The organism is Leisingera sp. JC11, from assembly GCF_040704725.1.
GTDB lineage: Bacteria > Pseudomonadota > Alphaproteobacteria > Rhodobacterales > Rhodobacteraceae > Leisingera.
The window spans coordinates 74,426-89,143 of the sequence record NZ_JBFCVS010000004.1; the positions used below are offsets into that span (position 1 = coordinate 74,426).

Consider the following 14,718-nt stretch of genomic DNA (forward strand, 5'->3'; position numbering starts at 1 on the left):
CCCCTACCCTATCCGGCGCCACAGGAAAACCCGCATGCTCAAGGATCTGAAGCTCTCGCATCTTGTCTCCGGCGCGGTTGCCGTTCTGGTCGGCTACACCGGTTCGGTCGCCATCATCTTTCAGGCGATCGAGGCGGTAGGCGCGACCCAGTCCCAGGCCAACAGCTGGATGCTGGTGCTGGGTCTTGGCATGGGGCTCACCAGCCTGATCCTGTCGCTGATGTACCGGATGCCGGTCCTGACCGCCTGGTCGACGCCCGGCGCGGCGCTGCTCGCAGTCAGCCTCAACGGCGTGCCGCTGGCGGAGGCGGTGGGCGCCTTCCTGCTCTGCGCAGTGCTGCTGACCCTTACCGGCGTCACCGGGTGGTTCGCCGCCCTCTCCCGCCTGATCCCGGACAGCCTGGCCAGCGCCATGCTGGCGGGCATTCTGTTCCAGTTCGGGCTTTCGGCCTTCACATCGCTGGAGACGGACACTGCACTGGTGGCGGTGATGGGCATCACCTTCCTCGCGGGGCGCAAACTGTTCCCCCGCTACTGTATCCCCGCGGTGCTCGCTGCCGGCATCGCCTGGTGCGCAGGCACCGGAGCCTTTGGCAGCCTGGAGGCGCTGGACCTGACCCTGGCCCGGCCGGAGTTCGTGATGCCCGCCTTCTCGCTGCCGGTGCTGATCGGCATCGGCCTGCCGCTCTATATCGTCACCATGTCCTCGCAGAACATGCCCGGCGTGGTGGCGCTGAGGGCCTGCGGCTATGAACCGCCGGTGTCTGCCAGCCTGACCGTCACCGGCCTGGCCTCGCTGATCCTGGCGCCCTTCGGCGGTTTTGCCTTCAACCTCGCCGCCATCACCGCCGCGATCTGCGCTGGCCCCGAGGCGGATGAGAACCCTGACACCCGCTATCTGGCAGGCGTAATGACCGGCCTCGTCTACATCCTGGTGGGGCTCGGCGGCGCCACCGTCATCAGCCTGTTCCTGATCGCCCCCAAGGCGCTGGTCGCCGCCGTTGCAGGCCTGGCGCTGCTGGCGACCATCGGCAACAGCCTGTCCGCCGCGCTGGCGGAACCGAAGGGGCGCGAGGCGGCGCTGATCACCTTCATGACCACGGTCTCCGGCATCAGTTTCCTGGGAATCGGGGCGCCGTTCTGGGCGCTGGTGCTGGGGCTTGTGGTGAATCACTGGCTAAAAGCCCCCGAACCCGCCCCGGTACGCGCCTGAGAACCACCGCCAGAGACATTTCGCCACTTAAATCCGGCGCAATCTGCGCCAATATTACCGAAGAGAGCCCCGCCCGGTTGCCTTTATTGCGCAAATCGTGTCCCTGAGGGCAAAGACTAAGGGAACCAGCCTGATGCCAAAGTACCGATCCAGAACCTCCACCCATGGCCGCAACATGGCGGGCGCGCGCGGACTGTGGCGCGCGACCGGCATGAAGGACGATGATTTCGGCAAGCCGATCATCGCCATCGTCAACTCCTTCACCCAGTTCGTGCCCGGCCACGTCCACCTCAAGGACCTGGGCCAGATGGTCGCCCGCGAAGTCGAGGCGGCCGGCGGCGTCGCCAAGGAGTTCAACACCATCGCGGTGGATGACGGCATCGCCATGGGCCATGACGGCATGCTCTACTCGCTGCCCTCGCGCGAGGTGATCGCCGACAGCGTCGAATACATGGTCAACGCACACTGTGCGGACGCGATGGTCTGCATCTCCAACTGCGACAAGATCACTCCGGGGATGCTGATGGCCGCGATGCGGCTGAACATCCCGGCGATCTTCGTCTCCGGCGGCCCGATGGAAGCGGGCAAGATCGACATCGCCGATCTGGACATGAAGAAGATCGACCTGGTGGACGCCATGGTCGCCGCCGCGGATGACAAATTCACCGACGAGCAGGTGAAGCACATCGAGGAAAACGCCTGCCCCACCTGCGGCTCCTGTTCGGGCATGTTCACCGCCAACTCGATGAACTGCCTGGCCGAGGCGCTGGGACTGGCGCTGCCAGGCAACGGCTCGACGCTGGCGACCCACGCCGACCGCAAGGAGCTGTTCCTGGAAGCCGGCCGCAAGATCGTCGAGATCACCAAGCGCCACTACCAGGACGAGGAAAAGGGCCTGCTGCCGCGCGAGATCGCCACCTTTGAGGCGTTCGAGAACGCGATGAGCCTGGACATCGCCATGGGCGGCTCCACCAACACCGTGCTGCACCTGCTGGCGATTGCCAACGAGGGCAAGGTCGATTTCACCATGTCCGACATGGACCGGCTCAGCCGCCGGGTGCCCTGCCTCTGCAAGGTTGCGCCGAACATCCACAACGTCCACATGGAGGACGTGCACCGCGCCGGCGGCATCTTCTCGATTCTGGGCGAACTCAGCCGCGCCGGACTGCTGCACGAGGACTGCCACACCGTGCATACCGCCACCATGGGCGAGGCGATTGCCAAGTGGGACATCAAGGTCGCCAACAACCCGGAGGCCGAGCAGCTGTTCAAGGCCGCCCCCGGCGGCGTGCGCACCACCCAGGCCTTCTCCCAGGCCAACCGCTACAAGGAGCTGGACACCGACCGCGAAGGCGGCGTGATCCGCGCCAAGGAGCACGCCTTCAGCCAGGACGGCGGCCTAGCGGTGCTGTTCGGCAATATCGCGCGGGACGGCTGTATCGTGAAGACCGCGGGCGTTGATGAGCACATCCTGAAGTTCACCGGCTCCGCTTATGTCTGCGAAAGCCAGGACCAGGCGGTCAACGACATCCTGACCGGCAAGGTCAAGGAAGGCGACGTGGTGGTGATCCGCTACGAAGGCCCGCGCGGCGGCCCCGGCATGCAGGAAATGCTCTACCCGACCTCATACCTTAAGTCGAAGGGCCTCGGCAAAGCCTGCGCGCTCCTGACCGATGGCCGCTTCTCCGGCGGCACCTCCGGCCTGTCGATCGGCCATGTTTCGCCTGAGGCAGCCGAGGGCGGCACCATCGGCCTGGTGCGCCAGGGCGACAAGATTGAGATCGACATCCCCAACCGCACCATCCACTTGGCGGTCTCCGACGAGGAGCTGGCGGTGCGGCGCGAGGAGCAGGACGCCAAGGGCTGGAAACCTGCCGAGCCGCGCAAGCGCAAGGTCTCCAAGGCGCTGAAAGCCTATGCGCTGCTGGCCACCTCCGCCGCCAAGGGCGCGGTGCGCGCGCTGCCTGACGAAGACTGATACCCCTCAGTCTTGGAGCACACCAAACCCGCCGCCCCAACCGCGGCGGGTTTTCTTTTGGACCCCGCGCCTGAGGCCGGGTCAAGGGCCGCGCCAGGCGCGGCGGCGCAGCCGCTTGCCCTTGGGGCGGCCTCTGACGCCTTACACTGGCGAAGGCGCGTTCAGGACAAACCTGGTCCTGAACCGCTTCTCAGCAGTTTCTTTTTGCATCAGCAAAGCTCTCCCGCCGCCGCTATAGCCCGCTGGCTGACGCCAGCACGCCAAGCCGCGTTGGGCCAAGCGCCGTGCTGACGCACGGCGCGCCTCCGGCGGGAGTATTTGGGCAAAGGTGAAGCCGGATGGCCGATTGCGCCACAGGCGCGGGAGCTCCCCGTTGCGCCCCGGTCCGCCTACTCCCCCAGCTTGGCGTGCACCTCTTCGAGGTCGATCTCCCCCACCGGCATCTTGTTGGCCGGGTTCTCGAAATCGTATTTGAACAGCTCGAAATCGCGCTTGTAGATCTCGTAGACCAGATGCATCGACAGGTCGTCGAAATAGTCCTCGACCGGATGGGCGCGCTTGGGGCCGTGGCCCTCGCTTTCATTGAAGCGCGGGATCGCGGCCAGGTCCACCGGATGCGGCGTCTCGATCGCATCAAGCACCCCCTGCATCCCGTCGTTGAACGCCTCGGTCCAGAAGATCTGGTTGTAGCGCCCGCCGTTCAGGATGAAGGTCGACACATGCCCCGACATCGCCGACCAGTGGATGTCCGGGTCCATCGGGCGGCGCCAGCGGATGGTATCGCGCGCAAACAGCAGGAACCGGCGGAAGCTGGCGATCTGGTCGAACTCCTGCTTGCCGTCGTCGCCGCCGACCTCGATCCCGTATTCATAGGCCAGCTTGGGCACCAGGTTGCCGCGGTAGCGGCGGCCGTTGCGCTGGATGCCGCAGATCTTGTCAAAGAACGACGACAGGATACGGGTGTAGGGGTTGCGCACGCAGGTGAAGGCGTAGGACCGCTGCCCCTGCACGTTGCGGGTGATCGGCCCCTGGCTGTGCTCCAGCGCCCATTTGTGCAGGCCGTCCTTGGCGTCATGAATGTCGCCGTCGAAGAACGTCCCGTGATCGGAGTAATAGAGGATCTGCCCGATCGTCGAGCAGGCGCATTTCGGCACCACCCGGTAGACCACACTCTCACTTTCCGTCATCCAGGTGCCGGGAAACCCCATTTGCTGCCCTCTTGTCCGTCTTTGCCTGTTCCCAGCAGTAATCGCATATGTTTACCGAAACGGGAACTATCTGGTTTATTCGTGCGTACAGCGCGCTTATCAAGGTAAACAATCAGGCAGAACAAGGCAGTCCGTCCCCCCAATGGCAAAAATCGCATATATTCTGCTCTGCCATAAAGACCCCGAGGCGATCATCCAGCAGGCTGAGCGGCTGACCGCGGCTGGCGACTGCATGGCGATTCATTTCGACGGACGGGCAGCACCGGAGGATTACCAGCTGATCCGGTCAGAACTGGCCGACAACCCCAACGTCACCTTTGCCAGAAAGCGGATCAAATGCGGCTGGGGCGAGTGGTCGCTGGTGCAGGCGACGCTGCATGCGCTGTACAGCGCCGTGGAGGAGTTTCCGCGCGCCACCCATTTTTATATGCTGTCGGGCGACTGCATGGCGGTGAAGACGGCGGAATACGCCCACCGCTTCCTGGACGAGCACGACAAGGATTTCATCGAAAGCTTCGATTTCTTCGAAAGCGACTGGATCAAGACCGGCATGAAAGACGACCGGCTGATCTACCGGCATTTTTTCAATGAGCGCAAGCACAAGCAGCTGTTCTATTGGAGCCACGGCCTGCAGAAACGGCTGGGGCTCCAGCGGGAGATCCCGGCTGATATCCAGGTGCAGATCGGCAGCCAGTGGTGGTGCCTGCGCCGCCGCACCATTGAATGGATCCTTGATTTCATCCGCAAGCGCCGCGATGTGATGCGCTTTTTCCGCACCACCTGGATCCCGGATGAAACCTTCTTTCAGACCCTGGTGCGCCACCTGATCCCGGAGGCGGAGATCGAGCCCCGCACCCTCACCTTCCTGATGTTCACCGACTACGGGATGCCGGTGAATTTCTACAACGACCACTATGACCTTCTGCTCAGCCAGGACTTTCTGTTTGCCCGCAAAATCAGCGCCGAAGCCAAGGAGCTGAAATCGCGGCTGGGGCGGCTTTATGCGGCGCAGGGCGTGGAGTTCCGGATCTCCAACGAGGGCAGAAGCCTCTACAACTTCCTGGCCCGTCGCGGCCGCGACGGGCGCCGCTTTGCGCCGCGGTTCTGGGAGACCGAAAGCAGCCTGGGCCGCGAGCGCGAGCTGCTGATCGTGGTCTGCAAGAAATGGCATGTCGCCAAACGCCTGCTGGAGCAGATCCGCCAGGTCACCAACATCCCGGCAATCGAATATCTGTTCAACGAGGAAGACACGCCCCTGCCCGATCTCGGCGGCATCCAGGCGGCACTGATGAAGCGCACCCGCCACCGCCGCGCCCTGATGCGGATGCTGTTCGAGTATTACGAATCCGACAAGCTGATCATCTGCCTGGACCCCGAGGCCATCGACCTGATGAACGATTTCCACTCCGACCGCTCATCGACCCGGTTCCTGCACATCGAGTGCGATTTCAGCGACGATTACCTGATCGGCCACGCCCACCGGGTCGGGCTGGCAGGCGAGCGCACGCCGAAGCTGACGCTGGAGCGGCTGCTGCCGACGATCCGCAACGATATCCTGCATGAGGGCGACCGCATCCGCGATGCCGGCTTCAGCCAGCTCTATCAAATGCGGGAAAGCAGCAGCCTGGAGGAGAATGCAGACCAGCTCAGCGGTTTCCTGAATCTGCCCGGTGACAAGACCCGGCAGATTGCCGGGACCCATTATCTGTTTGCGGATTGATCGGGGGAAATACCCCCGAACAGTAAATCTTAATCTTCCAGCGCGTTGATCATGTCGACGCGGGTGCCGTGACGGCCGCCTTCGAACTCCGTGCCCAGGAAGGCATCGACGATTTCCAGCGCCAGCCCTTCGCCGACCACACGGGCGCCGATCGACAGCATGTTGGCGTTGTTGTGGGCGCGGATCATCTTGGCCGAGAAGGTGTCGGAGCAGACGCCGCAGCGGATGCCCTTCACCTTGTTTGCTGCCATCATGATGCCCTGGCCGGTGCCGCACAGGACAATGCCCAGCGCGCAGTCGCCGGATGCCACCAGCTGCGCCGCGGCGGCGCCGTGCTTGGGGTAGTGGGTGCTTTCCGGGGTCTGCGGGCCGATGTCCTTGACCTCCCAGCCCTGTGCTTCGATATGGGCGGCAACGGCCTTGCGCAGTTCAATGGCGGCGTGGTCGCTGGAAAGGGCAATGCGTTTGCTGGCAGTCATGGTCTCGTGGTCCTGTGTCGCAACGGGGGATAAGAGGCTTGGCCCCGTGTTGACCAAGGGACGGGGGCGGCGTCAATCACTTTGTTGCCGCACGCCAGGACCGGCAGAAAACGGAGGGCCTGAAACAGGCCCTCCATTGGATCAGATTTCCACTTCGACGCGGCCGATCGGATTGGAGCAGCAGGCCAGGATATACCCTGCCTCGATATCCTCCTCCGAGATGCCGCCGTTGTGGACCATATGCACGTCGCCCGCGGTCTTCTTGACCTTGCAGGTGCCGCAGATGCCGAAGGTGCAGCCCGACGGGATGTTGAGGCCCGACGCCTTGGCCACCGCCAGCACCGTATCGGTCTCGGTGCAGTTTGCGGTCACGCCCGACGCGGCAAAGGTGATCTCGGCGGCAGCGGTCTCTTCCGGAACCACATCGTCCAGCTCCGGCGCGTCTGCCTCGGTTTCCACCGGCGCGCCAAAGCTTTCCTGGTTGTAGTTCTCCATGTCGAAGCCGAGGCCGTTCAGCATGTCGCGCACGGCCTGCATGAACGGCTCCGGCCCGCAGCAGTAGACCTCGCGCTCCAGGTAGTCGCCGGCGATCAGACCCAGCATAATCTGGTTCAGCTGGCCGCGGTAGCCGGTCCAGACCTGATAGGGATCATCCTCTTCCACCACGAAGTTCAGCTTGATCCCCGGCACCCGCGCCGCCATGCCCTCCAGCTGGCGCCGCGCGATGATCTCGCTGGGCCGCTTGGCGCAGTTGATGAAGCTAACGTCGGGCGACTGGCCGCGGTCGAACAGATACTGGGTCATCGACAGGCTCGGCGTGATGCCGGAGCCTGCGGAGATGAACAGGAACTTGCCGTTCGGGCGCTTCGGCAGGGTGAACACGCCCGCCGGGCCGGAGGCTTTGAGGAACATGCCCGGGCGCAGATTGTCCAGCATCCAGCGGGTGCCGATGCTGTCAGACTGCGCCTTCACCGTGACCGAGATCGACAGCGGCCGCGACGGCGAGGAGCTGATGGTGTAGGTCCGCCAGACGGTCCCGCCCGGCACCGGCAGCTCCAGCGTCATAAACTGGCCCGGCTGGTATTTGAACCACGCGCCGGACGGCGCGCGGAAGCTGAAGGTGGCGGTGTTCGGCGCTTCCGGCACGACCGAGACGCATTCCAGCATCTCGTCGTCCTTCCACGCCAGGGTTTCGTCCAGCGTCTCGAAGTTGGCCTGCAGTCCCATCCGCTTACTCCGCCGCGATCAGGTGGCGGCCGGTCAGCGCACGGGTCAGGTGCTCGGCATACCAGTTGGAGAACTGGATCACGCCGCTTTCCTGCACTTCCGAATAGGGGCCGGGCTCATAAGCGGGCGAGTTGATGCCCTGCTGGTTGTCCTCCACCACGATGCGGTCCTCGTCGTTGGTCGCGACCCAGACCTCGGTCAGCCGCTTCAGGTCATAGTCCTGGCCCTCGACCGCATCCTTGTGCACCAACCACTTGGTGGTGACTTCGGTCTCGGTCGGGCTGATCGGGGTCACCCGGAACACGATGGAATGATCCGGCAGGAAATGGTTCCAGGTGGTCGGGTAGTGGAACTTCAGCAGCGTGCCCGCATCGGCAAACGGCACCCGGCCCAGCTTCTTGGCGACAGCCGCCTTGCCGTCCATGGTATAGCTCTCAGCGCCCTCATTCAGCGGCATCCGCGCCACCCGGTACTGGCCGCGCGCGTCGATCTGGAACTGCGCCGGCACGCCTGCCGCCTCGATCCGGTCGAAGTGCTTCTGCAGGTGCGCCGGGGTCTCGCCGCCCTCGATACCGGTGACGGACGGATCCTCGGGGAAGGTCCGGCACAGCGAAGGGTGGTTGCCGCCGCAGTGATAGCACTCGCGGTTGTTCTCCCAGACCAGCTTCCAGTTGCCGTTCTCGATGATCGAGCTTTCATAGGCCACCTTGGCATTACCCAGGTCATGCGGCTCCAGATAGGGGCGGGCCACTGCGGCAAAGGTGTCAAAGTCCGGCGCCTCATCCGCCAGGCAGATGTAGATCAGACCGGCCAGGTCGCGGCAGTGCACCGGTTTCAGCCCGTGCTTGGAGGCATCGAAATCCGGCCCCATGTCGCGCGCCCACAGCAGAGAGCCGTCCAGCTCGTAGGTCCACTGGTGGTAGGGGCAGACCAGCTTGGGCGAATTACCTTTCTTGGCCTTGCACACAACCGACCCGCGGTGGCGGCAGGCGTTGTGGAACGCACGCACCTCACCATCGGTACCACGCACGATGATGACGTTGTAGGCGCCGACCTGATGGGTCACAAAATTGCCCGCCTTCGGGATCTCGCAGGCGGGAATGGCAAACAGCCACTCGCGGTAGAAGATCTGGCGCATGTCCAGGTCCAGCACGCCCGGATCGGTGTAAAACGCCTGTTCCAGGGAATAGTTTTTCTGACGGGCCACCAGTTTGGCCAGAATATCGCTGTCGTGAAGCATCTGCTTCTCTCCTTTGCCGCATCCCCGCGGCAGGTTGGCTTGGCTGCGGGCATGGGGAGAGAGATTGCAGGCCACGCGCCTGCAACCGCCCCGCCGCCGCCCGCGGTTGACGTTTTCCTGGCAAGGCTGGTTTCCGGACTGTCCCGGGGCCATTCGGCGGCGGGGCCTGGCACCTTCCCGAAGGATCTCCTTCAGTGGTCATTGCCATGCCTTGCCCGGGGTCACCGTTGCGGGGGCAGTGCCGGAGTTTCACCAGCTTCCCAATTCTCCGCCCCGAAGGGCGGCACCTTGCTGAGGCGGAAACTGCCCTAATCCCGGCGCAACGGCGAAGACAAATCCGACCCGCCAAAACCGGAAAAAGACATGCAGGTTTTCTGTACTGGCAACGGAATCACACGCCGGAATCTCAAACCGGCATCCGCCGGTCTATTTGCGGCAAGCGCTTATCTTTCACGCAGTTACGCAGGTTTCACGCGCCCGAATCGATTCGCCGGTGCCGCCGGACGCCCATGAAAAAGGCCGCCCAACCGGCGGCCTTTCCTCACTTCGATTTCCAGGTATCCAGCCAGCGCCGGAACCGGCCCTTGCGTTCGGCGATGGCGTCGCCCGCCGCATAAAGGCTGTCCTCGGCGCTTTCGATCATCGGGTCGATCCGCGCCTGCCGGAACCGGCGCCAGCGCACATAGATGGCCCACAACAGCGCCCCGAGCAGCACCAGGAAGATGATCGAAAACCAGTTGGTTGGCTTGTCCTCCGGCCCCGCCACCGGCTTGATCGTCACCGCATTGGGGAAGATCGACAGGAACTCGTTGCGCCAGCCGTAATGCAGCACCGCCACCCACTCCGGGTTCGCCTTGGTCGAGATGCTGTCATTGGCGTCCGTGTAGAGGTTCGCGGTGTCGAACTTGAAATAGGGCGGCCAGTTCCAGCCGGTGTCCTCGTTGCGGTAGACCATGTTGCGGCCGTTGCCGCGCACCGCCTGGATGAACTGGACATCGCGGTTGATCAGCTCTGCCGACTGGTCGTCCGGCTTGGACCAGAAGATCCGCGTCCAATCGTTCAGCTCCTGCCGTTCCTCATAGGTGTTGACGATGCGCACCACGTCGTACTGCGGCAGCGTGTAATGCAGGAAGGCGCCGAACAGCACCCAGAATGTAATCAGGAAAGCCCATTTGATGAAACGCATGGGGAGGAGCCTCACATGAAGTTAATGACGTAGATCAGGAGCGCCAGCGCCCCCAGCGGGATGATATAGACCAGGAGGATCAGCTTGCGCCGGAACGAGTTGTCGTATTGTTTCAGCCCCCGCTGGATGAAGGCCGCGCGGTCGCCGGTCAACCCCTTCTCTTTCCAGCGCCGCTTGAGCTTCAGCCGCCGCATCTCGCGCGAGTAGAGGGACACCGCGGCGTAGACCACGGTCAGCACCACAAGAAGGATCAGGAGCAGGCGGATAAAGCCGAACATCACTGTTGCTCCTGGGTTTTCACATCCAACACAGGTTCGCGCCCCGTCCCGAGGGGGGGCGTTTCACGCCCGCCGTCGTGCTGAAAGCACGCCTCCGGCATGACGGGGGCGGGACGGGCGTGAACCGAGCCGCAAGCGGCTCTGGAAGAGTGATACTTCTTAAAGCGCTCCATACTATCGCCCCCTCACCCGGTTCACAGCCCCCCAAGGGCCGACCCGCTCAACCACCCCCTTGCGCCGGTTTCGCGGCAGCCGGGGCATCCGCCCCTCCATATCCGGCTCATGCCCGAACAGTGCCTCGCGCGCGCCGGCCTTGTCCACCGCATACTCCCGCGCCAGGAACTCCGCCGCATAGGCCTTTTTCGTCTCCGGCCACCCTTGGTACTGGCGGTAGAACTCCTCCTTGTGGCAGATGAACATCTGCCGGAAGTCATGCGGGCACAGCTCTGCCAGCAGCATGTTGACCAGATCGCGGCAGGGCGTGTCCGACGCCCTGAGACTATAGAAATAGGCCGGATGGTCCGAGGTGATCCGCGGCCACTTGCCGCCGCCCTCGGCCCAGCGCACCAGCGCCGCCAGCCCTTCGAATTCTTCTGGCAGCTCGTCGGCATGCCGCGCCGCCATCCGCCGCAGGTCCGACCGCGACAGGCCCGACAGGTCCCGTCCCTTCTCCGTCAGCACGGACACGGCAAGGAACCCCATCTTCTGCCGCAGGATTGCTGCGCCATCGACACCGCGCGCCCGGATCACCGGCTCTGCCAGCCCGTTCAGCTCCAGGAACTTGGCAATCGCATTGCGCTGGGACAGATCAAACACATGGCGCAGCGGCACGCCTTCAGGCTTTGCCCCGCTGGCAATCACCGCCGGATGCTCCACGTCCTGAAACAGGTACAGCCCGCCGAAATGCGCGGTCCAGAAATTGCCCTGCTCAAAGACCTCATGCTCCAGATGCACCGGATTGCGGGTCACATCGCCGGTCTGTTCCGCGGTCGCGATCATCTGTTCGATCAGTTCATCGTCAAACCAGGCATCCTCCCCGGTCTTGAACCGCTCCACCAGCTCCGCCAGACGGTCCGCATGGCGCAGCGTGCCGCGGGTGGTATCCGCCTCGATCCGCACCTGCCGGATTTCGAACAGGCGCGCGGGCGAGGACACCTCAAACACCGAATTCACCAGCTCGCCGGCCACCGCATCGGTCGCGGTCAGCGCAAACAGCTGGCGCTCGTTGACCTCGATGAACCGGCGCAGGATGTCCCGGCTGGTGGAGAATTTCACGTGAAGCAGCGGGCAGCGCTTCTGCTCGGTCGACAGCAGAATGAACTGCCGGTTCACGCCCGCATGGTTCAGATAGTGATCATCCCCCAGCTCATCGCCGATTTCGGGCGAAAAGCCCGAGATATCGACGTGGAAATCCGTGAGGCTCGTGGTCTTGCCGGTCAGATGCTTCAGCGCGCGATTGTACCGCTCCACCAGCGCGGGCGAGGCCACATGGAAGAGATTGCCGAACATCAGGCCATGCTGGATGAGGCGTTTCATTTCGATCTTTCCACTTCAGAATAGTCTTCAAGTTCCTTTTTTAGCCGATCCCATTCAGCCTTGAGATAAGCATTCATTAGACTTGCCAACTCAAGAACCGACCCATGCAAATGTTCGTCTTGTGCATCTTGTAGCTCGCTAATCTTGCGCGCTAGAGCCTTCGCCTCAGTTTCCTTTGGATTCAAACGAAGCATGACACTAAAAATTTTTCTGTTGATCAGATCAATATCTGATCCTGCTCTAGCTTCAGGATTGCTTGCGATAGACAAAATATCAGAAAAATTGCCTCTAACCTCGTTTATCCAAGCTTGGCGAAAATCGGCTAGCTTCAGTCTCCGTGACAATTCGAGGTGCAACCTTCGCTCTCTAGCCGCGCGTTTTTCTGCAGCACTGTCAGAAATGTATTTTATGAGAAAGGCAGCAAACGGCAGAGCGACAACCGTCAGTAGAGACTGGTGATTTGTGATCCAAGAATTTACGTCCGTTAGGAATGCAGAAAAACCTGTAGCGTCCATTTATTTCACGCTCGCTCTTTTCACAGGCCACCGTTTCGCTACTTCCCCGCCCGAGGCGCTTGCGGCTCGGGCAGCGCCCGTCCGCCCCCCTGGGCGGGCGCTCCGCTTCCGCCCGCGGACAGGCTCTGCCCTCATGTCGCGCACAACAATCACCCCTTCCCCTCCAGATACCGCCGTTTGGCCTCTTCCTGCCGCCCGAAATCGCGCACCATGTTTTCAATCGCCACCTCATCCGACTTGTCGGCATAGCGGAACTCGCTGTCGGCGTAGCGGTTGATCTCCTGCACTACCATGTCGACCGTGATGGGCACCCGCAGCTCCGCAATCATCGCGGATTTGGTCTCGTAATCCTTGAACAGGAACAGCTCCGGGTTCTCCATCCATTCATCCGGCAGCTCGAAATCCATCGCCCGGACCTTGACCGCATCGGTGATGTTCTTGATGGCGCGCCCGGTGAACCGCTCATCCGCAGCTTGGATCGCCTTCAGGTACGTCCCCAGCTTGGCCAAATCATCCAGCGCGCCGATCTGATCCTGCACCCGGCCAAAGACCTCCATCAGCCCTGGCTCCTGCGGGCGGTTGTGTGCCTCGAACGACCGCGCGACGGCCTTCTTGATCTCCTGCGCGCCGTACAGATCATGCTCGCCCAGCGGGATCGCATGGTTCTTGCCCATCAAGAGCGTCAGGATGTCGATGTAATCCTCCCGCGTCTGCGGCCCGTCCACCAGGAACCGCGCGCCGGCCCGCTGGCGCAGCGCATCGTCCACATTCTCCGGGTAGTTGGAGAACATGCCAAAGGTGCAGTTGCCGCGCACCACGGTGTTGGCGCCGGCAAAGGCCTCCATGAAGACCGCCGTCACCTCCTGCTGGCCCGCGCTGGACTGGCGGTCGCCGCGCTTGCCCGCGATCTGGTCGATGTCGTCGATGGTGCCAAAGCCGATCACGCCCGGGTCGATCACGTTCTGGATGAAAGACTTGGCGTTCTGCCCCGACTTGCCCTGATAGCTGTCGATATTGTCGATGCCGAAATTCTGGTAGCGGAAGGCATAGCCCGCATTCTGGCAATAATCATGGATCAGCCCCGCCATCATCTGGATCAGCGTCGTCTTGCCGGTCCCCGGCTTGCCGTCGCCCATGAAGGTGAAGATGAAGCCGCCCATCTCAGCAAACGGGTTCAGACGCCGGTCGAAATCATAGGCCATCAGCATCTTGGAGAGCCTTAAGGCCTGGTATTTGGCGATATGGTTGCCGACCACCTCATGCGGTTTCTTGAATGCCATCGTCAGGGTGGTGGACTTCGCCTTGGCCGCCGGTTCAAAGCCGCTGATGGTCAGGTCATCCGCCTCCACCCGCCAGGCCGCAGCAGTGAACGCCTCCAGCCGCGGCGCGTTCTGGGCGCGCAAGGCCGCCTTTTCCATCAGCTGCTCGGCATAGGCCGCCGTGGCCGCAATCAGATGCGCATCATCGGGCGCGTGCAGTGCCAGCTTCTGGTCCAGCTCCCACAGCGCCCCGTGCAGGGCCAGCGGCGCGTTATCCGTCAGCAGCTCCTCCGCCTCGCCCACCTCGGCCTGCGTCTCACTGCCATGCGGTGCCAGCAGATAGGCCGCGGCATTGGCAAACACATGCGCCGCAATCAGCGCCTCGGCGGCCAGCAGTTCGGTGAACTCCCCCTTGCGCGCCGCGTCCAACGACCCGGCCAGATTGGCCCGCTTCAAATCCGCCAGGCCTGATACATCCGCATAAGCCTCCCCCATCGCCAGGGAGACCGCCAGCGCCCGGCGCAAGGCGTGCTGCAGGGTCGCCTGAAGGGGCGAGGTCAGCGGATCATCCTCATCCGCCGCCTCGATCCGGGCAATCAGATGCACCCCATCGGGGCGCGCAGTGGAGCGCGTCACCAGCCCCGGCGTGGTCGTGCGGAAGCGCCGCGTGCGGGCGATCCCGGGCGAGCGCTCCGGCGCCTTGCCTTCAACCTGCGGCTTGGCAATGCGCGGGGTGTGGTCAAACCCCTCCAGCATCGCCGCCGCAGCCGTGTAATGCTTGCGGATGTCCTCTTCCCGCAGCTCCATCTGATTGCCTGAAATGCTCATCTCACCCTCTCAATCCGTAACCGGCGGGCAAAATCCAACCCGCTTTCATCT

The 14,718-nt window shown here is 63.1% G+C and carries 12 protein-coding genes and 1 riboswitch; of the genes, 3 read left to right on the forward strand and 9 right to left on the reverse strand.

Annotated elements, in window-relative coordinates; translation table 11 throughout:
• Positions 1-34 precede the first annotated feature (34 nt).
• A complete protein-coding gene (locus AB1A62_RS05990; protein WP_366660616.1) occupies positions 35-1,213 on the forward strand; it encodes a benzoate/H(+) symporter BenE family transporter in 1,179 nt (392 codons plus the stop codon).
• A 133-nt stretch (positions 1,214-1,346) separates the two neighbouring features.
• Complete coding sequence (ilvD, locus tag AB1A62_RS05995; protein ID WP_366660617.1) at positions 1,347-3,191, forward strand: dihydroxy-acid dehydratase; 1,845 nt, start codon at positions 1,347-1,349, stop codon at positions 3,189-3,191.
• 389 nt (positions 3,192-3,580) lie between these two features.
• Here the strand turns inward: ilvD and AB1A62_RS06000 are convergent, their stop codons facing one another.
• Entirely contained in the window at positions 3,581-4,399 is an 819-nt protein-coding gene (locus AB1A62_RS06000) for a sulfotransferase family protein (RefSeq protein ID WP_366660618.1), read from the reverse strand.
• Between the two features lie 142 nt (positions 4,400-4,541).
• Between AB1A62_RS06000 and AB1A62_RS06005 the strand changes: the two genes are divergently transcribed.
• Positions 4,542-6,119, forward strand: coding sequence for a DUF5928 domain-containing protein (locus AB1A62_RS06005; RefSeq protein WP_366660619.1), 1,578 nt, complete (start codon positions 4,542-4,544; stop codon positions 6,117-6,119).
• Between the two features lie 29 nt (positions 6,120-6,148).
• On the opposite strand, the gene rpiB is transcribed toward AB1A62_RS06005, so the two are convergent.
• From rpiB to AB1A62_RS06045, 8 genes are all read right to left on the reverse strand, one after another.
• Complete coding sequence (gene rpiB / locus AB1A62_RS06010; RefSeq protein ID WP_366660620.1) at positions 6,149-6,598, reverse strand: ribose 5-phosphate isomerase B; 450 nt, start codon at positions 6,596-6,598, stop codon at positions 6,149-6,151.
• A 141-nt stretch (positions 6,599-6,739) separates the two neighbouring features.
• Complete coding sequence (locus AB1A62_RS06015; protein ID WP_366660621.1) at positions 6,740-7,825, reverse strand: hybrid-cluster NAD(P)-dependent oxidoreductase; 1,086 nt, start codon at positions 7,823-7,825, stop codon at positions 6,740-6,742.
• A 4-nt stretch (positions 7,826-7,829) separates the two neighbouring features.
• The gene (locus tag AB1A62_RS06020; RefSeq protein ID WP_366660622.1) at positions 7,830-9,065 is read right to left on the reverse strand and encodes an aromatic ring-hydroxylating dioxygenase subunit alpha; all 1,236 of its coding nucleotides are present in this window, start codon (positions 9,063-9,065) and stop codon (positions 7,830-7,832) included.
• A gap of 106 nt (positions 9,066-9,171) precedes the next feature.
• A riboswitch (cobalamin riboswitch) is annotated at positions 9,172-9,371 on the reverse strand.
• A gap of 235 nt (positions 9,372-9,606) precedes the next feature.
• The gene (locus AB1A62_RS06025) at positions 9,607-10,251 is read right to left on the reverse strand and encodes a DUF1523 family protein (protein WP_366660623.1); all 645 of its coding nucleotides are present in this window, start codon (positions 10,249-10,251) and stop codon (positions 9,607-9,609) included.
• An 11-nt stretch (positions 10,252-10,262) separates the two neighbouring features.
• Entirely contained in the window at positions 10,263-10,529 is a 267-nt protein-coding gene (locus tag AB1A62_RS06030; protein WP_366660624.1) for a hypothetical protein, read from the reverse strand.
• A 174-nt stretch (positions 10,530-10,703) separates the two neighbouring features.
• Complete coding sequence (locus tag AB1A62_RS06035; RefSeq protein WP_366660625.1) at positions 10,704-12,065, reverse strand: DUF6638 family protein; 1,362 nt, start codon at positions 12,063-12,065, stop codon at positions 10,704-10,706.
• Positions 12,062-12,580, reverse strand: coding sequence for a hypothetical protein (locus AB1A62_RS06040; protein ID WP_366660626.1), 519 nt, complete (start codon positions 12,578-12,580; stop codon positions 12,062-12,064). Before AB1A62_RS06040 ends, AB1A62_RS06035 begins: the two co-directional genes overlap by 4 nt.
• Positions 12,581-12,729: 149 nt before the next feature.
• Positions 12,730-14,667 carry an ATP-binding protein gene (locus AB1A62_RS06045; protein ID WP_366660627.1) on the reverse strand — a complete coding sequence of 646 codons (1,938 nt, stop codon included), beginning with the start codon at positions 14,665-14,667 and terminating at the stop codon, positions 12,730-12,732.
• Positions 14,668-14,718: the final 51 nt, after the last annotated feature.